The sequence below is a fragment of the Planococcus sp. TJ-307 genome, assembly GCF_058268435.1.
Map to the genome: position 1 here is coordinate 52512 of NZ_JBZDOJ010000006.1, position 18553 is coordinate 71064.

General features: G+C 45.4%; 16 protein-coding genes. 1 reads left to right on the forward strand and 15 read right to left on the reverse strand.

Annotated elements, in window-relative coordinates; genetic code table 11:
* Window position 1 precedes the first annotated feature (1 nt).
* Window positions 2-1030 carry a cytochrome d ubiquinol oxidase subunit II gene (locus AC4EHK_RS17395; protein WP_490980019.1) on the reverse strand — a complete coding sequence of 343 codons (1029 nt, stop codon included), beginning with the start codon at window positions 1028-1030 and terminating at the stop codon, window positions 2-4.
* Entirely contained in the window at window positions 1027-2373 is a 1347-nt protein-coding gene (locus tag AC4EHK_RS17400; RefSeq protein ID WP_490980020.1) for a cytochrome ubiquinol oxidase subunit I, read from the reverse strand. The genes AC4EHK_RS17395 and AC4EHK_RS17400 overlap by 4 nt, the downstream gene beginning before the upstream one ends.
* Window positions 2374-2577: 204 nt before the next feature.
* On the opposite strand from AC4EHK_RS17400, the gene AC4EHK_RS17405 reads away from it, so the two are divergent.
* The gene (locus AC4EHK_RS17405) at window positions 2578-3006 is read left to right on the forward strand and encodes an NUDIX hydrolase (protein WP_490980021.1); all 429 of its coding nucleotides are present in this window, start codon (window positions 2578-2580) and stop codon (window positions 3004-3006) included.
* A 73-nt stretch (window positions 3007-3079) separates the two neighbouring features.
* Here AC4EHK_RS17405 and AC4EHK_RS17410 read toward each other — a convergent pair whose 3' ends face one another.
* The 13 genes from AC4EHK_RS17410 to AC4EHK_RS17470 form a co-directional block, all read right to left on the reverse strand.
* Complete coding sequence (locus AC4EHK_RS17410) at window positions 3080-3994, reverse strand: diacylglycerol kinase (RefSeq protein ID WP_490980022.1); 915 nt, start codon at window positions 3992-3994, stop codon at window positions 3080-3082.
* Window positions 3995-4070: 76 nt separating this feature from the next.
* Window positions 4071-4631, reverse strand: coding sequence for a thioredoxin family protein (locus tag AC4EHK_RS17415; protein ID WP_490980023.1), 561 nt, complete (start codon window positions 4629-4631; stop codon window positions 4071-4073).
* Between the two features lie 385 nt (window positions 4632-5016).
* Entirely contained in the window at window positions 5017-6447 is a 1431-nt protein-coding gene (gene gatB / locus AC4EHK_RS17420; RefSeq protein ID WP_490980024.1) for an Asp-tRNA(Asn)/Glu-tRNA(Gln) amidotransferase subunit GatB, read from the reverse strand.
* Window positions 6444-7874, reverse strand: coding sequence for an Asp-tRNA(Asn)/Glu-tRNA(Gln) amidotransferase subunit GatA (gatA, locus tag AC4EHK_RS17425; RefSeq protein ID WP_490980050.1), 1431 nt, complete (start codon window positions 7872-7874; stop codon window positions 6444-6446). Before gatA ends, gatB begins: the two co-directional genes overlap by 4 nt.
* Window positions 7875-7931: 57 nt before the next feature.
* Complete coding sequence (gatC, locus tag AC4EHK_RS17430) at window positions 7932-8222, reverse strand: Asp-tRNA(Asn)/Glu-tRNA(Gln) amidotransferase subunit GatC (protein WP_215102732.1); 291 nt, start codon at window positions 8220-8222, stop codon at window positions 7932-7934.
* Window positions 8223-8322: 100 nt separating this feature from the next.
* Window positions 8323-9453, reverse strand: a complete 1131-nt coding sequence (locus AC4EHK_RS17435; protein WP_490980025.1) for a CamS family sex pheromone protein — start codon at window positions 9451-9453, stop codon at window positions 8323-8325.
* Between the two features lie 11 nt (window positions 9454-9464).
* Entirely contained in the window at window positions 9465-11471 is a 2007-nt protein-coding gene (gene ligA, locus AC4EHK_RS17440; protein ID WP_490980026.1) for an NAD-dependent DNA ligase LigA, read from the reverse strand.
* Window positions 11472-11486: 15 nt separating this feature from the next.
* Window positions 11487-13700 (reverse strand): DNA helicase PcrA, encoded by a 2214-nt coding sequence (gene pcrA / locus AC4EHK_RS17445; protein ID WP_490980027.1) that lies wholly within the window; start codon window positions 13698-13700, stop codon window positions 11487-11489.
* Between the two features lie 31 nt (window positions 13701-13731).
* Window positions 13732-14433, reverse strand: coding sequence for a heptaprenylglyceryl phosphate synthase (gene pcrB, locus AC4EHK_RS17450; protein WP_490980028.1), 702 nt, complete (start codon window positions 14431-14433; stop codon window positions 13732-13734).
* A 75-nt stretch (window positions 14434-14508) separates the two neighbouring features.
* The gene (locus AC4EHK_RS17455; RefSeq protein WP_490980029.1) at window positions 14509-14829 is read right to left on the reverse strand and encodes a YerC/YecD family TrpR-related protein; all 321 of its coding nucleotides are present in this window, start codon (window positions 14827-14829) and stop codon (window positions 14509-14511) included.
* 32 nt (window positions 14830-14861) lie between these two features.
* Window positions 14862-15881 (reverse strand): DUF3048 domain-containing protein, encoded by a 1020-nt coding sequence (locus AC4EHK_RS17460; protein ID WP_490980030.1) that lies wholly within the window; start codon window positions 15879-15881, stop codon window positions 14862-14864.
* A gap of 6 nt (window positions 15882-15887) precedes the next feature.
* Window positions 15888-17618 (reverse strand): adenine deaminase C-terminal domain-containing protein, encoded by a 1731-nt coding sequence (locus AC4EHK_RS17465; protein ID WP_490980031.1) that lies wholly within the window; start codon window positions 17616-17618, stop codon window positions 15888-15890.
* Between the two features lie 142 nt (window positions 17619-17760).
* Window positions 17761-18351: a GNAT family N-acetyltransferase gene (locus AC4EHK_RS17470; RefSeq protein WP_490980032.1), complete on the reverse strand. Its 591-nt coding sequence runs from the start codon at window positions 18349-18351 to the stop codon at window positions 17761-17763.
* Window positions 18352-18553 lie beyond the last annotated feature (202 nt).

Genomic DNA, 18553 nt, shown 5'->3' on the forward strand with positions numbered 1-18553 from the left:
TCTATGCGTGATAATCCGATTTGCCTTCAATGTAATCTTTATCAAACAAGAACAGACGGAACAACAAGTAAAGCGATGGCAGCAACAGGCAAAGGCCTGCGATAAACGCAATGATCAGCGCAATTGCCATGGCTTCATTTGTAAAGCTGTCGTAGATCGTCAAATACGGATACAGCAAATACGGATAATGCGACGCGCCGTATGCGAAAAACGCGGTAAAGAACTGTCCTACCAGCAGTATGAAAGCCCACCCGTAATGGCGCTTTTTCCAAACCAAGTAGACCGTTCCAGCGAACAATAGGAACGATACGGCAAATGCCCACCACAAATCAAGAATACGCGCAAAATGCTCAGGGTTGTGGCTGCGCAATTCATAGATAATTCCGGTCGCTGTGATGATGGCAGGAGCCGCCCAAACCAATGCATACTTGCGCATCAAATCAGTAGCTTTCACATCACCGGCTTTAGCGGAATACCAAGTCAAGAAAACCGATGAAATGTAGAGAACTGCAGTCAAACTCAAAACCACTATGCTCCACATCAACGGACTTGTGAACAATGCCCAGTAGTCCAGGTAAGGCTGTCCGTCATCCATAAAGATAAATCCGCCTTCAGACATGGCGAGTACTGGCGACAAGGCAGCCGGCAGCAAAAGACCGGACAAGCCGTACATATAAATGTAGCCTCGATGATTGATTTTAGCGCCATACGTTGCAAATGCGTAGTAAGAACCACGAATTGCCAACAGAATAAGCGCCAAACTGGCTGGAACCAGCAGCGTTGTGCCGTAATAGAAAGCGGTCTGCGGGAAAAAACCAATGACACCGACAAAGAAGAACACAAAGAAGACATTGGTCACTTCCCAGACCGGCGACAAGTAGCGCTGAATAACTCCCGTCAAAATATGCTGTTTGCCAACGAACGCACTATAAGCATTGAAGAAGCCGCCGCCAAAATCGATCGACGCCACGATGACATAGAGAAACAGAAACAGCCAAAGTACGGATATGCCAATAATTTCTAATGTCATTCTTCTTCACCGCCCTTGCTGGATTTACGTGCCTCCAACTCTTTTTCAACCGGGTTGCGTTTGTACATCCGGGTTAAGACAACGACTGTACCGATACCAAGAATAAGGTACAAGCCAGCAAACAAAATAATCATCAAATCGACATTTCCGCTGGTGGTTGCTCCTTCACTTACCCTCATATGGCCTCTAAGAATCCAAGGCTGGCGTCCCACTTCCGTGAACCACCATCCTGCCTCAATGGCAATGAGCGCTAAAGGCCCTCCAGCCACTGTGAGCCAACGGAACCATCTTGTGCGAATAAACGACCAATTGCGGAAAGCGGCAACGACGTAAACAAACGAGAAGAATGCCAGCCACATGCCGATGGTCACCATGGTGTCAAAAAGATAATGGATCCAAAGCGGGGGTCTTTCATCTTCCGGGAATTCGTTAAGTCCGGTCACTTCAGCAAACGGATCACTGTGTGCCAGAATACTCAGTGCGTAAGGGATTCTGATGGCATACTTGACCTCTTCGCCGTCTAAAATACCGAACATAACCAAACCAGCATCTTCTTCTGTTTCAAAATGCCATTCTGCAGCCGCCAGTTTTTCCGGCTGATATTCTGCTAAGTATTTACCAGAAAAATCGCCGATCAAAGCGGTAGCGATGGCAAATACCAATCCTAATTTCATCGTTAGAAATAATGCTTTTTTATGATAAATATGATTCGAGCCGCCCAACATGCGAAGCGCTGCAATAGAAGCCAGTACAAAAGCGCTGGTCATAAATGCCGTGGCCATAACGTGCGCCACTTTTGTTGGCACTGCTGGACTGAACATAGCCAACAGCGGGCTGACGTTGACCATTTCACCGTTCAATATTTCAAAACCTTGCGGCTGGTTCATGAAGGCATTGACGATGGTAATAAATACAGATGACGCAGCTGCTCCCAGTGCAACCGGAATAAGCAATAGGAAGTGCTTTCGTTGATCTTCAAAACGGTCCCATGTGTAAAGATAAATCCCAAGGAAAATAGCTTCGAAGAAAAATGCGAATACTTCCATAAACAATGGCAAAGCAATGACATTACCGGCCAATTGCATGAAGTTTGGCCACAGCAACGATAACTGCAAACCAATTGCCGTACCGGTAACGACACCTACTGCAACCGTAATTACAAATCCTCTGGCCCAACGGCGAGCCAGCAAAATGTAATGTTCATCTTTTTTCTTAATACCCACCCACTGGGCAATCATAATCATGAGAGGGACACCTACGCCAATCGTTGCGTAAAGAATATGGAATGATAAAGTCAATAACGTTAGAATGCGACTCAGAAAAGCCGGATCTTGAAATTCCAATCTACTCGTCTCCTTTTTTTCAAACGTGTGATTTACCGTAACTCTTGTTCTTATTGTACATCAAACCCACTTTCCAAAACGCCTCCCAAGCCTTGTTTTTAAGCCAAACTTTGAATAAGCTGTGACAGAGATAATGGAAATAGAATTGAAATTTTTCTCAATTTTTAGTATTCTATAGATAATAAAGAAAAAGGGTGAGGCATCATGAGAACAAAACGGAAAGTATTTGCGTATATCACAAGAGGCGTTGAAGAAAGCCGGGAACTGCTTGTCTTTGAGTACAAAGGCGAACCCGAAGTTGGGCTGCAAGTACCGGGCGGCACCATTGAAGACGATGAACTGTTAATCGATGCTTTGTACAGGGAAGTGAAAGAAGAAACAGGATTACCCCGCGAAGTAATTGATTTTGTCGGCAAAATCCATAAGTATACGTATTATCCTGAACATCAGGATAAAGCTTACGAACGGAACATTTTCCATTTTGAATACACAGGCGATCCGGTTGAGCAGTTTGAACATACTATTAAGAGCCACGGCCGCGACAACGGATTGACCTTGCTGTTCCGCTGGGAACCCATTAAAAACCTGCCGCAGTTGGCAGAAGAGCAGGACACAGCCATCGAACTGCTTTAAGCCTTCCAGCAAGCAAGATTTTCCTTTCAAACAAAAAAAGCTGGAAAACGGATTAGCTCCGTTTTCCAGCTTTTTATTTTCGGTCTTTTTCGCTTAAAGAATCGATCGGCACATACATTTCAATGTGGCCAGCTAAGTTTTCGAACACAGCAGGCAAAAGCCCGCCATATTCTCCATCCAAGTTCAACAACACCCGCTCTTCGGTAGTTACCGTAATTTTACTGGCTTTTGCATAAATCACATGCGGGTCTGATAAATGCTCCCCGCGCAAAGCTAAAGAAGCCACGCGGATAAACTCCGCCATGTTAAGTTCTTTAAGAATCAATAACGTAAACTTACCGTCATTAATGCTGGCATCCGGCGCTAATTTTTCAAATCCGCCAACTGAGTTGGTCAACCCGATCAAAAACATCATGGCACTATCATTGAAAACCTGTCCATCGTATTCAATGCGTACACGCGAAGAACGGATAGAAGGAATCATTTCAATGCCTTTTAAGTAATAGGCCATTTGACCAAGCACGGTTTTCAGTTTACTCGGCACTTCGTAAGTCAATTCAGTGAGTCTGCCTCCGCCTGCAATATTGATAAAATAACGGTCGCCATTCATCAGGCCAATATCCACGGGGATTGAATCCCCTTTCAATATGATGTCCACCGCTTTTGTAATGTCTCGCGGAATATGGACCGCTCGGGCAAAGTCATTGGTTGTTCCCATCGGTATGAGGCCAACTTTGGGACGGTCTTCAAATTTAGCAATTCCTGAAACAACTTCATTTAACGTACCGTCTCCGCCAACAGCGATTACCAAATCAAACTTCCGCTCAACAGCAAATGTCGCAGCTTGAATAGCATCGCCTTCGCAGGTGGTTGCATGGCAGGATGTTTCGTAGCCAGCCTTCTCCATTTTTTCTAAAACTTCGGGCAAGTGTTTCCGGAAAAGCTCACGTCCGGAAGTAGGATTGTAAATAATGCGTGCACGTTTCATCAGATTCAGCCTTTCTGGACTTTCTGTAAAGATAAGAAAAAATACGGTTTCCTTGATGGATTCCGCTAAATTTATTTTATGCTAACGCTCGTTCAAATGCCTCTTGCAAATCTTCATAAACAATTTGCCAAAAATCTTCGTGAGAAACAAAGCCATCCGAAATCTCGCCAATAACTGTTTTCATATGTAGATCATATTGAGGGTCATCTTTTTCAGGAAGCACTGATTTTTTCTCATCGACAAACTCTTGGACTTTAGCTGCTCGCGGTCCCCAATCTCCTAACACATCGCCTTGTTCTGAAAGAATAATGTATTTGGGAATTGAGCGGCCGCCGTTTGTCAGATACCGGTCCATTAATTCCAGGTTTTCATCCCGGTATACACAATGGACAGCTAAACCAGCACCATCTGTTATTTTTCTCAGGATGGCATTGTTCATCATCGCATCGCCGCACCAGTCTTCGGTAATGACCAACACGTGAGGTTTCTTGTTTTTTAGCAAAGCCATAAATTCCGGATCTTCCGGAAGGTTAAATTTTTCATAAATACTGTAAGACTTTTGTTGATTTGACTCCATTTGAGCCATATAACTTTCTAAAGTAATGCCGTTTTCGAAATACTCTTGCTCCATCGTCATACAATCACATCTCCCTTATCTTGCTTTGCCATTCAGTTAGTTTCCCGCACTGGGCATGGCAGTGTTATTCATCTAATACATTCAAATCTTTATTCTGTTACCACTATTATACAAAGTACGTACCAGTTAGCTACATTTGTCTTTATTACCAGTTTACTGTTCCTCGGCAAAGTCTTCAAGGTAGAGATGCCAAAACCCGGATTTACCAGAGTATAGTGCACACAAAACTATCTTTTAAAAGACGCTTTTGGTTTAAGCTTAGTTCCCGCAGATAGATTCAGTCCAGATTTCTTTCGTCGAAAAGATTGTTAACAACCGTACTTTTTTATACCCCATAAAAAAAGATGGCCCCTAACGGACCATCTTCTCACATATAAGCTGTTCTTTATCTTTTTGCAATTTCTTCAAGAAGAATTTTATTGAGCAACGGCGGATTTGCCTGCCCTTTTGTTTGCTTCATAATCTGCCCGACAAGGAAGCCGATTGCGCGGTCTTTGCCGTTTTTAAAGTCTTCGATCGATTGTGGGTTGCTGTCGAGTGCCGTAGTAACAAATTCACGCAAGGTGTTTTCATCCGAAATCTGGACAAGCCCTTTTGCTTTGACGATATTGTTTGCGTCGCCGCCTTTTTCGATCAATTCCTTGAAGACTTTCTTGGCGATTTTAGATGAAATCGTACCATCAGAAATCAGTTTGATCATGCCAGCCAAACCTTCAGGAGTCAACTCGGTATCTTCCAGCTCTTTTTGCTCAGCATTCAGATAAGCTGATACTTCTCCCATCAACCAGTTGGAAGCCAGTTTCGCATCAGCGCCGGCAGTTACCGTCGCCTCAAAGAAATCGGAAATCGGTTTTGCCAGCGTCAGCACCATGGCGTCATAAGAAGACATGCCAAGTTCTGAAACGTAGCGGGCTTTCCGGGCATCCGGCAATTCCGGAATTTCGGCACGGACACGCTCTAACCAAGCATCGTCAATGACAATGTCGACTAGATCCGGTTCCGGGAAGTAACGGTAATCGTCAGATCCTTCTTTGATGCGCATCAACAAGGTTTTCCCAGTCGATTCATCATAGCGGCGTGTTTCCTGCTCGATGATGCCGCCTGCAAGCAGTACCTGCTCCTGGCGAACCTGCTCATGCTCAATGCCTTTGCGGACAAAGTTGAATGAGTTCAAGTTCTTCAGTTCTGTCTTCGTACCAAATTCATCTTGGCCGAATGGGCGAAGAGAAATGTTTGCGTCGCAGCGCAATGATCCTTCTTCCATGCGTACATCAGAAACGCCCGTGTATTGAATGATCGCTTTGATTTTTTCCAGATAAGCATAAGCTTCATCGGCTGTACGGATATCCGGCTCTGAAACGATTTCAATCAGCGGTGTGCCCTGGCGGTTAAAGTCGACCAATGAATGGCCATTTCCAGTATGCGTCAGTTTCCCTGCATCTTCTTCCATGTGAAGGCGTGTAATGCCGATGCGTTTTTTCTCGCCTTTGACTTCAATTTCAATCCAGCCGTGTTCGCCAATCGGCTGGTCGAATTGGGAAATCTGGTAAGCTTTTGGATTGTCTGGATAGAAATAGTTTTTGCGGTCGAATTTGGTGTGGCGGGTAATCTCACAGTTTAATGCGAGTGCCGCTTTCATCGCCCAATCGACTGCGCGCTTGTTGACTACCGGCAGAACGCCTGGATAGCCAAGGTCTACGACATTGGTATTGGTGTTTGGTTCAGCGCCGAAATGAGCAGGTGCTGGAGAAAACATTTTCGAATCTGTTTTTAGTTCAACGTGGACTTCAAGCCCAATAATGGTTTCGAAATTCATTGTGCTGCTCCCTCCCAGGTTTGAGGAGTTTTTTTATGGAAATCAGTTGCTTGTTCGAATACATCAGCAACTCGGTATACCGTTTCTTCATCAAAGTATTTCCCAATAATCTGCAGCCCTAGGGGCAAGCCATTTTCGAATCCGCAAGGGATTGAAATTGCGGGCACACCCGCAAGATTGACTGGAATCGTCAAAATATCGTTGGCGTACATTGTCAATGGGTCATCAATGATTTCGCCGATTTTAAATGCTGGCGTCGGCGTTGTTGGTCCGATGATGACATCGTATTTTTCAAACGCATCGTCAAAATCTTTTTTGATCAAGGTACGGACTTTTTGTGCTTTCTTGTAGTAAGCATCGTAATACCCTGAACTCAATGCGTATGTGCCAAGCATGATGCGGCGCTTGACTTCATCGCCAAATCCTTCTGAACGGGTATTCATGTAAAACTCAAGCAGGCTTCCTGCTTTCTCGGTGCGGTATCCGTAACGGATTCCGTCAAAACGGGACAGGTTGGAAGATGCTTCAGATGACGCCAATAAATAATAAGTAGCCAATGCGTATTTTGAATGCGGCAGTGAGATTTCTTCACAGATTGCCCCACGCTCTTCCAATACTTTCAATGCGTCATGAACAGCTTGTTTTGCTGCTTCGCCGACACCTTCAGCAAAATATTCTTTTGGAACGCCGATGCGCAATCCTGTAATGTCGCCTGTCAAAGCAGCAGCGAAATCTGGAACTTCCACATTGGCAGAAGTTGAATCTTTGTCGTCATGCCCTGAAATGGCGTTCAATAGCAACGCATTGTCTTTAACGGTTCTTGTGATTGGGCCAATTTGGTCCAACGAAGAAGCGTATGCGATCAGACCGAACCGGGAAACCCGTCCGTAAGTCGGCTTCATGCCAACCACACCACAGAACGCTGCAGGTTGGCGAATCGAGCCGCCGGTATCCGAACCTAAAGTGAAAGGTACTTCTCCTGCTGCAACAGCAGCTGCAGAGCCGCCTGAAGAACCGCCTGGAACGGTTTCAAGGTTCCATGGGTTTTTTGTTTTTTTGTAGTACGAGTTCTCATTGGAAGAACCCATTGCGAATTCGTCCATGTTCAATTTGCCGACGGTTACCATTCCGGCTTCTTTTAGCTTTTCTACTACGGTTGCATTGTAAATCGGGTTAAATCCTTCAAGGATCCGGCTCGAAGCCGTTGTTTCTAGGCCCTCAGTTACAATATTGTCTTTTACGCCAATTGGCAAACCAAATAAGGGGCCGCGTTCAGCAAACGGCACTTTGTCCATTTCAGCAGCTTGCTGTGTTGCACGTTCCTTGTCCAATGCTAAAAATGCATCTACTTTTGGCTCGAGGGCCTCGATGCGGTCAAATGCTCGTTCAGTCAGTTCAGCAATTGTTGTTTCTTTCGTATGTATCATTTCCTGCAGTTGTGCAGCTGTTTTATCTACCAATGACATCTACGGTTCCTCCTTCCGTTACTCTAAGATTGTTGGGACTTTTACTTGTCCGCCTTCATGCTCTTTTACGTTTTTCAAAACCAATTCACGGTCCAATCCAGGAATGGATTTGTCTTCGCGCAATACGTTGACCATTTGCAAAACATGAGTGGTTGGTTCAACATTTTCTGTATCCAATTCGTTGAGCAACTCCATTGCATTCGTAATTGCTTCCAATTGATCTGCAAAATGTTCCGCTTCTTCATCAGTAATTGCCAATCTTGCCAAGTGAGCGACTTCGATCACTTCTTCTTTAGTCATTTTCGCCATTTTTCTACACCTCCGGATTCAGTAAACATACGCTATATCATAACATTTTTCTAAAAAAATGAATAGGGACAGCCGCATGGCCATCCCTGTTTTCATGCACTTATTCGTAAATGTGAACAAACGGCTCAGTTTCTCCCGCTTCCCGCAGGACCAATGCCTCTGGTCCATTGGTCGAAGTTACACTGACTTCAACCAGTACATTTTCAGGGAAATGTTCAACAACCAGCCCTGTCACATATTGCGTAAAGCCGATTACTTCAGCTGCTCCATAAAACTGAATTGGAATTTCAATTTTCAATTCCATCAATTCATTTTCCTGATAAAACCCAGTGCCAATTACACTCGTGAAATTGGAAAAATAGATTTCGACATCCTGCTTGAAATTGCGGAATGCCGTATCAATATCCCGGTAGCGTTCATCTGTACCTGACGTTGGAAACAGTACATAGGCTTCATTAACTGTTGTCCAATTCGCTACAGCTGCCTCGCCGCCTGGAGCTGCACCATATGAGAAGTAAGTGCCTGGCACCATGGCATTGCGTGAATTTTGTTCGAAAAGTCCTACAACAATCGGCACATCGCCAAGGCCTTCTTTTTCACGCAAGCGCTTGACGATTTCATCCGCCATACGCTTGCCCTCTTGTTCAATCTGCTCACGCGGAATTTCTTCCTCGTAGGAAATGCCTTCTTCAGAGCTGTAATACACCGAGTTTAGCGCCAAGCCTACTGAAATGCCGCCAAGCCGGATGGTTTCGTCATCGGTCTTCACCAAGTAGTTTTGTTCAATGACGTGTGCCAGTATTTCGGCAGGCGGCCGATCGCCGGCCTCTCTTTGTGCCGGTGTGCGTTCGTCAGCTGCATTCAGGCCAGCCGCATTGTCACTGCTGGCCCGTTGCAGCCAGGCAGTCGCATCTTCATCGGTAATCTTTTGGCCTTCCTGGAAATAATAATCGTCAGGTGAAAATTGTCTTTGCGACAACCGCAGCAAACCATTTTCAGTCTCGGCAATGTCATAGCGAGAGTTTAAGCGATTGACGATTTTCCCTCGCGTGGCACTTTCTTTATATGGCAGAAGAGTACGGTAAAACTGATCATTCAGCTGCATGCTTGGAATGATTGCCGTCTCTACTTCTTCTTCCTCATTTATTACTTCCGCTTCTTCATCGGTCCCGGAAGGAACACATCCCGTCAACAGCAGCAAGCTGATTGGAATCCACCATATGCGTTTCATATAAAATCCCCTTATTTGTTCAATTCCTCAACGAGACGTTCTTCGTCCCAGATGTCCACCTTCAGCTCCAGTGCCTTATCGAGCTTGGAACCAGCTTCTTCGCCGGCAATCAGCAAATCGGTCTTTTTGCTGACGCTTCCAGACAGTTTGCCGCCGAGCGCTTCGATTTGCGCGCTGGCTTCCTGCCGGGTCAATTGCTCCAGCTTGCCGGTCAAAACGATTTTTTTGCCTGCGAATGCATTGGCTCCTGCTTCTACGCGGATCCGTGTGCCGGTGTATGTTAAATTGACGTCAGCCTCGCGCAAACGTTCCATCAACGCCCGAACTTCTTCGTTATCAAAATAAGCAACAATGGAATCGGCCATTTTTTCACCTATTTCATGGATGTCAACCAGCTCTTCTTTTGATGCATTCATCAGCTGCTCCATTGTGCCAAAATGCTCGGACAAAATACGTGCACCCCGTTCCCCTACGTGGCGGATGCCAAGGCCAAACAGCAGTTTTTCCATTGAATTGCTTCTGGAAGCATCGATGGCCGAAATCAAGTTGGAAGCTGATTTGTCGCCCATACGGTCCAGCTCTAACAGCTGTTCTTTAGTCAACTTGTAAATGTCGGAAATGTCTCGAATCAGGCCTTCGCGGTATAACTGTTCGATCACTTTTTCACCCAGTCCGTCAATATTCATAGCATTGCGGGAAACAAAATGAATCAGCCCTTCCGTAATTTGTGCGGGGCATTGCGGATTGACACAACGAAGAGCGACTTCCCCTTCGATGCGGACAAGCTCGCTGTCGCACGCCGGGCAATGGGTCGGCATCTCGAAAGGCAGCTCATCCCCGGTCCGCTGATCCACGATGGCTGAAACCACTTCTGGAATGATATCTCCCGCTTTTCGGATAATGACTTTGTCGCCGATGCGAATATCTTTTTCCTTGATCAAATCTTCGTTATGCAAAGAAGCCCGTTGCACCGTTGTGCCTGCAACAGAAACTGGATCCAGTATGGCCGTTGGTGTCACTACACCTGTTCGGCCAACACTTAATTCAATATTGCGGACCGTTGTCATCACTTCTTCTGCAGGAAATTTGTATGCTGTGGCCCATTTCGGGCTTTTCGCTGTGAACCCCAGATCCTGCTGGTGCAAAAAACGATTGACCTTAATGACGATGCCGTCGATTTCGTAAGATAACTTAGTACGATTTTTTGTCCATTTCTCAATATAGGCCAAAACTTCTTCTACACTCGTGCAAACCTTCCGTTCTTCATTGGTCTTAAATCCGAGCTCCGAAAGGTAACTGAGCGACTCATCATGTTCGGACAAGCCGTAAGTTTCTCCGTCGCCGCCAATTCCATAAATGAAGACATCCAAATTGCGGCTTGCTGCTATTTTCGGATCCAATTGGCGCAGCGATCCTGCCGCGGCATTGCGCGGATTGGCAAACAGTTCTTCGCCCCGTTCGGCCCGCTGTTCATTCAAAGCCAGGAAGGATCCTTTCGGCATAAAAACTTCACCGCGCACTTCAAGTGTAACCGGCTGTTTCAGCCTTAACGGAATTGACTGGATGGTCCGGAGGTTGACCGTAATGTCTTCCCCTATGCGCCCGTCCCCACGCGTAGCCCCTCTGACAAACTTGCCGTCTTCGTACATGAGCGACACCGCCAGGCCATCAATCTTCAGCTCACAGACGTATTCGATGCCGTCGCCTGCCCCGCTGCGTACTCGTTTGTCGAACTCCTGCAAATCTTCTTCCCCGAAGACATTGGACAAACTGAGCATCGGACGGGCATGCGTTACTTTGGCAACGGAGGAAATTGGAGTTCCGCCAACGCGTTGAGTCGGAGAGTCCGGAAACACTAAATCAGGATAAAGGGTCTCCAACTGGATCAATTCATTCAATAGTTGGTCGTAGATAGCATCGGGAACAGCCGGCTTATCCAGCACATAATAGGCATGGCCATAGCTCCGTAGCAGTTCATTCAATTCATTTACGCGTTCTTCCGCTTTTATGCGATCCATAAAATTTCCTCCCGATTATACTTTTTCAATCGGCGCAAATTTGGCCAACAGCCGTTTGATGCCGACAGGGCTTGGGAATGCAATGTCCAGTTCGGTTTGTTCGCCTTCGCCTTTGACGCTAACGACCGTACCAGTACCCCATTTTTTATGCACTGCCCGATCACCGGTTTTCCAGCCAAGCTTTTCTCCACCCGACTGGTTGTAGCCTGGACGTGTTACCGCTGCCCGTTTTGGAACTTGTTTATAGCTTGTAACTGCACCGGCACGGTGATGCGCTGTGGTTTGTTCAATCAAGTCTTCCGAAATCTCCGAAATAAAGCGGGATGGCATATTGAAATTGCTTTTGCCAAACAGCGTGCGGGAAGATGCATGCGATAAATACAACCGTTTCTCAGCGCGCGTAATTCCAACATAAGCCAGACGCCGCTCTTCTTCCAATTCTTCGTCGTCATTATTCGAACGGGCATGCGGAAAGACGTTTTCTTCCAGTCCGATAATAAAGACGACAGGGAATTCCAAACCTTTTGCTGCATGCATTGTCATCAAAATAATCGGACCGTCTGCATCTTCTTCATCATCCAAAGAATCAATATCTGAAATAAGCGCTAAATCCGTCAGGAAGGCAACCAGTGATTTGTCATCGCTTTGCTTTTCAAATGCCTTGGTCACCGATAGAAACTCTTCCAAGTTTTCCAGACGGCTTTCACCTTCAATCGTTTTGTCAGCCTGTAACATTTGGCGATAGCCTGATTTTTTTAGTACTTCCTCCACCAACTCTGTGACCGATAAATATTCCTGCATTTGCGTAAAGCTATCAATCATGGTGCGGAATTCCAGTGCCGTTTGCGCTGTTTTTGCGGTCAGCCCCATAAAGTCAGCTTCTTGCAATGAATCCATGATGGTGCGATCCTGTTCAATCGCAAAACGCGCCATTTTTTCAAAAGAAGTGGCACCTATTCCACGCTTTGGCTCATTGATAACACGCGCTAACGACAAATCATCGTCGTTGTTTGCGATCAGCCGCAAATACGCCAACAGATCTTTGATTTCCTTGCGGTCATAGAACTTGGTTCCGCCGACAATCGTATAGGACATATTCGATTTGACGAACATTTCCTCCATAATCCGTGATTGGGCGTTGGTACGGTAAAGAATAGCGAAATCTGAAGTCTTGTAGTTTTCTTCATCCATTAATCGTTGGATGGTTTGCACAACGAATTGTGCTTCCTGACGTTCATCTCCTGCTTTGTGCAAGGTGATCGCCGGTCCTTCGTCGTTGTCGGTCCGCAATTCTTTCGGATAGCGGCTGGTGTTTTTCTGAATTACATCGTTCGCAGCCTGCAAAATGCGCTTTGTTGAGCGGTAATTCTGCTCCAACATAATCACTTTAGCGTTCGGGTAATCTTTCTCAAATGACAAGATGTTGGTGATGTCCGCTCCGCGCCAGCGATAAATCGACTGATCCGAATCACCAACCACGCAAATATTTTTGAACTTGCTGGCCAACTTCTGGACCAGCTGGTACTGGGCGTTGTTGGTATCCTGGTACTCATCCACGTGGATGTAGTGGAATTTGTTTTGGTAATATTCCAGCACTTCAGGGACCATATTGAATAAATTCAAGGTCGTCATAATCAAGTCATCAAAATCAAGCGATTGGTTTTTCTTCAATCTTTTCTCATATGCTGTATAAACATCAGATACGGTCTTTTCATACGGGTTAAATTGATTCATGTCTGCAGCAAACTGTGTGGCATCAATACATTCGTTTTTTGCCGACGAAATGGCATTGAGCATTGTCCGGGGCTCGTATTTTTTCGGATCCAGGTTTTGCTGCTTCAGGACATTTTTGATGACCGTCAATTGGTCGGTCGTATCCAAGATTGAAAAGTTTCTGGACATGTCTAAGCGGTCGATGTCACGACGCAAAATCCGCACGCACATCGAGTGAAACGTTGAAGCCCACATGCGTTGGCCCGTTCCATGCCCAAGCAATCCGTCAATCCGGTTGCGCATTTCACGCGCCGCTTTGTTAGTAAACGTAATCGCCAGTATATTGGATGGGTAAACTTGTTTTTCAAGCACCAAATAAGCAATCCGGTGCGTCAGTACCCGTGTTTTCCCGGATCCTGCACCGGCCATAATCAATAGGGGCCCCTCAGTCGTCTTAACTGCTTCTGCTTGTTCCGGGTTCATTCCGTTCAATAAATTCTTCGTTATCAATTCCATTGTGCACCACCTCGAACATTCGTTCTTATTATTATAACGATTTGTCAGCCGTTTCCGCAACTGCCTCTACGGTATTAATCGCTTTATCGATATCTTCATAAATAATATTGCCAACCACAATGGTATCTGCAACGTTTAATGCAGCAACTGCTTTGCCAGCTGAATCGATGCCGCCACCGTAAAATAAACGGGTTTCAGCCAGCACGTCTTTCACTTTGCGAACCAGGTTCATATCTCCATATATGCCGCTGTATTCCATGTAAAAAATGGGCAGCCGGAAAAAATGCTCAGCCAGGCGAGCATAAGCCAAAACCTCATCCGCAGCCAAATCTGTTTTGGCACCAGTTAATCGGGCTGCTTTGCAGTCGCCATTCAAAATGCAATAGCCTTCCGGGATCAGTTCGCTCCAGTCCAAAATTTCTCCATACTCGCGGATTGCTTCATGATGAAGTCCTTTAATCCACTTGGGGTCCTCGCTGTTGAGTACTGTCGGGATAAAATAATAGTCAAAACCCGGTGCCACAGAATCAATGGTGGACACTTCCAGTACCATCGGAAGGCCATAACTTTGTACACGCTCCGTTAAATGAAGGACATTGTCGAGTGTGACATTGTCGCTGCCGCCAATCAAGATGGCATCGGTCCCGGATGTGCAAATTCGTTCCAAATGTCCATCCGGTATCGCTTTTGCCGGATCTAATTTAAAGACATGCCGCCATGTTTTGAAATCCATCTCGTTTCACCCAACTTTGCATCATTTATTATCAATTTATTATAACAAAAAAACCGAACAGAGTCGGTTCTCTGTTCAGTCTTTTGGCAGTTCGAACGGTTTTTCGTCTGGATAAAGACGGCCCAGCATTTCATCATAGCCGTCATTGCCGTAGTTCAGGCAGCGGCGGACACGGGAGATGGTGGCAGTGCTGGCGCCTGTTTCATTTTTTATTTTTTCGTACGTTTTTTTCATGCGAAGCATATGCGCCACTTCCAACCGCTGTGACATTGATTGAATTTCACTGATCGTGCACAAATCGTCAAAAAAACGATAGGCTTCTTCTTTATCCTTCAAAGCCAACACGGCTTCGATCAATTGATCGGTTTGATGGCCTTTAATTTTATCAACTTGCATGCAGCTTCAACATCCTTTCATTGCTCTGATCGTCATGGCGTATGGCTGACGGAGCTTTCCATACCAGGGGAAGATGGGACAATGTGAATCCAAGTTTTCCCCGGTGCCAAGTTCACGGGTTCGCCGTCCATAGTTGGCACGAGCATTCCGTCAAACGAACTCCATTCTATCTCACGAACACCGCCGCCTTGGAAGAGCAGTGCATTTCCACCACTGGCCAAATCGATTGACTGGCGCCCTTCGGAATCGACAGTTTGGTGCTGCGCTTCAAAAACCAGGACATTGGAAACTTCAACTGTTTCCAGGGTCTCTTTATCGGTTGTCGGTATGCCGCCGGACGATCGGCTGTACAGATGCGATTGGCCATCGTATGTAAAGTTACTGAAAAACAGCTCGTTTGTCCCATACTCCACCCTCACCGAAAGAGCCTGTTCCTCAAGTTTATCATTTTCAGCCGAGCCAGAGAAATAATAAGGCGAGTTTCCGCTGTATTCTGGAGAAGCCTGCACAGTTTCCATCGCTGCTTCGATATTCTCAAGTGTAATATAAGAATTGTGAGGGGCGATGCGATCAGATGATCGCTGAAAAAGCGTTCCATCATGCTGGATGCCGTTGACATGGTCGACTATTCCAGATTCCAGCATTACGCGTGCATCAGGACTGTAGCCATGAGCCACAAAAAAAGCATCGTAAGCAGCAGCAAGCCCGACGAAATATTCCCTGGCGCTGCGGATAGGACCGAACACATCCGGAAAATCACTTTGGTAAAGCGCTACAAAACGCGTCACATCATACTCGGCAATCATTTCAAAAACGATGTCTGCTTCTGCAAGCCCTGTTTGCGGACGGGCATCCGGATGGTTATTAATGACTGCCATAACCGTTCGCCGATTTGCCGGCGGCACCGCTTCTTCTCCCGTGAAAGGAGCAATAGTCAAAGCGTCATTTATTGACGGTTCTTCAACAGGGTCTTCCTTTAAAATCAGCCAAAATCCTGCAGTAAATGCCGCGAGCACCAGTAGGATTCCCATAATGAACGCAAAATTTTTCATCGGACTTTACCTCATAAACGCCGGAAATAAGATTTTTTTATTCATGACATCGTAAATTCCTTTTTGCGTGATGCGGACATACGGCAAGTGAGTTGCTTGCAAAAACAGCAGTGTGTAAACAGCATCGCCATGCTTATAGCCTCGTTCTTTGAGTGCTTTTTTCAGCTCTTTTTCCTGTTCGATCAACTGTTCCATCGGCAGATCCGACATCACACCTCCATGAGGAAGCGGAAGAGATTGTACAATTTCACCGTTCTCAGCCAGAATGATTCCGCCTTTCAGGCGTTTCAATTCATTGAAAGCCAGCCACATGTCACTCCGGCTTTTGCCGATCAAAATGATATCGCCTGTATTCGTATACGAAGAAGCGAAACCGTCCAATCCCGGTGCAAAGCCTTTGATCAAGGTATTAACGCGCCATTTCCCTTTTTTATCAATAAGCATTAAAAAGCTTTCATCATGCAATTTTGATAAATCGGAATCGTGGCTGTCCACGCTAACTGTATATGGTTTTGTAATGACATCGTTGATCATTTCAATCCCAAAAGGCATTGAAAATTGGAAATCGTCATCTGTCAGTTCATAGTCGATGTCAAGATCCGGCAAAATTGACCAATCGATATTCGGCAATGATTGGACTTTCTCACCATCTCTTTTCAGCCAGACTCCTTTGGAGAGCACTCCCGAAGGCACTGGATTTTCCAGCGTATCGAGAATATTCAAATTGGCGTAGCGGCCTGTCGCAATCAATCCATGCAGGCTGGTTACATTGTAATAACGTGCCACGTTGTAAGACGCCATCATGTATGCATCAATCGGCGGTACTCCCGCTTCAAGTGCAATTTTAATGCACAGGTCCATGACGCCATCCAAATGGAAAGCCGGGGTTGAGCCATCCGTTGTCATCATCAGCTTGTCAAAGACGTTCAAGTCCCGCTCAACAATCCCTTTTAGCAGATTGGGAAGATCTGGCCGGATGGATGAATGCCGAAGCGTTACGCCATAGCCATGAAGCAAGCGCATTTCTACTTCATCTACTGTCATTGCTTCGTGATCGCCATCTGCGCCAAGCAAACGCATGCGGGCCAATGTCTTTTCCGAGGCACCCGGGAAATGCCCTTCAATTTTCTTCAGACCCATTTTGGCTTTTTGAATCCAGTACAGCATTTGGTCGTCGCCCGCCATCAGTTTGGGCCAGCCGGTTAACTCTCCACCCAATAATACATCCTGGCGATCAAGCCATTCCCCAACAGATTTCGAAGTGAATAGTTGATCTTCATCAGTTAACTCTGTTTGCGAATCAAAACGAGTCCACCAGTAAAAACTAAAAGGCAACTCCCTCAGTTGATCCAGCAATGAAAACGCTTTCTCATTTTCAAGCGCTAAAAAAAATGTCAAGTTGTCGGAGAGGAACATCGTCGTTCCGCCTTGAGCTGCATAATCTGCAAAACTTTGAGGATTGTATAATTGAGAAGGATGAACATGGGGTTCTATGTAACCTGGCACAATAAATTTATCCGTCATGTCTGCTACTTCAGTAGAGTCATCGATTTTTGGCATCTCTTTTCCAGCATAAACGATTCGGTCATTCGATATCCAGATGTTCCCTGTTACCCATTTTTTAAAGATCCCGTGGAGATAAGTTGCATTGGTCAACACTAGATTTGGTGCAACTTCCTTTGTGACGATTTTTAATTGATTTCGAATTTCAGTGTTCTTCCATAGAGGATTTACCATTTGTCAGCACCTTCTTTCTGCTATTTCAATACTTAATATCGTAGCATAATTATACACTGAAATACAGTTATCCCCTTTAAAAAAGGGAACATTCTGATTAACGGGGACACAAAAAATCCACGCTTTGGGCGTGGATTTTAGATTAATTATTGATTGGATCGCTGAATGGTTTCAAGACATCTTTTTTCTCTTCTTCTTGAAAAGTTAACACGTCCGAAACGGAATCATACGATTCTCCGTAGAACTGTTCGTCTTTGTAAGTGTGAATGTCCTGATACATTTTCTGCATTCCTTCAAAAATCTGTTCTTCTGTTTCTCCGCTCGGAGTCCAGTACAAAATTTCCATGGAATTTTCTTCACCTGTTGCTAAAGAACGTCGGCAATAGCCGATTGAGGACGCATGTTCGAATCCTTCACGCGCGTAAAAACGCAAACGTTTTTCCGTGTCCGTGTCTTCGTAATTGACCGGCTCGACTTCCAGGATGATCGGTTTGTTTTTGTCTTTTAGCATTTGCAAGGTCTTTTTACCAAGACCCATGCCGCGGGATTCTTTTGCAACAAACAAATAATCCACAAAGGTAAAGTTCGGAAACTCTGCATACATCAAGACATGGTAAGGACCCTCATCTTTGTAGTAGACGCTGCCTTTTTCTTTAAGCAATGCATCCATGTGCTCTTTTGACTTCATTTCTTCAACTGGAAAATACTGATTTAATTTTTCATACCAATTCATAATCTGTCTCCCTTCAATTTTTAATGCCCTGCTAATTTTGTTTCTGAGGTCGTAACGGGTTTGCCATTCTGGAGTTTAAATAGAGGTAAACGTGGGCTGTTGAAAATCCTCAACTTTGGCTTTTATCACCTATAGGGCAGGCAATAAAACAAAAATGACACAGCTTCTTGTCGAATTTGTGTCATTTAAGATTATAGCATAT

Coding starts and splice junctions, on each gene's coding strand:
- AC4EHK_RS17395 (WP_490980019.1), bottom strand. CDS start 1,030: ATGACATTAGAAATTATTGGCATATCCGTACTTTGGCTGTTTCTGTTT.
- AC4EHK_RS17405 (WP_490980021.1), top strand. CDS start 2,578: ATGAGAACAAAACGGAAAGTATTTGCGTATATCACAAGAGGCGTTGAA.
- AC4EHK_RS17410 (WP_490980022.1), bottom strand. CDS start 3,994: ATGAAACGTGCACGCATTATTTACAATCCTACTTCCGGACGTGAGCTT.
- AC4EHK_RS17415 (WP_490980023.1), bottom strand. CDS start 4,631: ATGACGATGGAGCAAGAGTATTTCGAAAACGGCATTACTTTAGAAAGT.
- gatB (WP_490980024.1), bottom strand. CDS start 6,447: ATGAATTTCGAAACCATTATTGGGCTTGAAGTCCACGTTGAACTAAAA.
- gatA (WP_490980050.1), bottom strand. CDS start 7,874: ATGATACATACGAAAGAAACAACAATTGCTGAACTGACTGAACGAGCA.
- gatC (WP_215102732.1), bottom strand. CDS start 8,222: ATGGCGAAAATGACTAAAGAAGAAGTGATCGAAGTCGCTCACTTGGCA.
- AC4EHK_RS17435 (WP_490980025.1), bottom strand. CDS start 9,453: ATGAAACGCATATGGTGGATTCCAATCAGCTTGCTGCTGTTGACGGGA.
- ligA (WP_490980026.1), bottom strand. CDS start 11,471: ATGGATCGCATAAAAGCGGAAGAACGCGTAAATGAATTGAATGAACTG.
- pcrA (WP_490980027.1), bottom strand. CDS start 13,700: ATGGAATTGATAACGAAGAATTTATTGAACGGAATGAACCCGGAACAA.
- pcrB (WP_490980028.1), bottom strand. CDS start 14,433: ATGGATTTCAAAACATGGCGGCATGTCTTTAAATTAGATCCGGCAAAA.
- AC4EHK_RS17455 (WP_490980029.1), bottom strand. CDS start 14,829: ATGCAAGTTGATAAAATTAAAGGCCATCAAACCGATCAATTGATCGAA.
- AC4EHK_RS17460 (WP_490980030.1), bottom strand. CDS start 15,881: ATGAAAAATTTTGCGTTCATTATGGGAATCCTACTGGTGCTCGCGGCA.
- AC4EHK_RS17465 (WP_490980031.1), bottom strand. CDS start 17,618: ATGGTAAATCCTCTATGGAAGAACACTGAAATTCGAAATCAATTAAAA.
- AC4EHK_RS17470 (WP_490980032.1), bottom strand. CDS start 18,351: ATGAATTGGTATGAAAAATTAAATCAGTATTTTCCAGTTGAAGAAATG.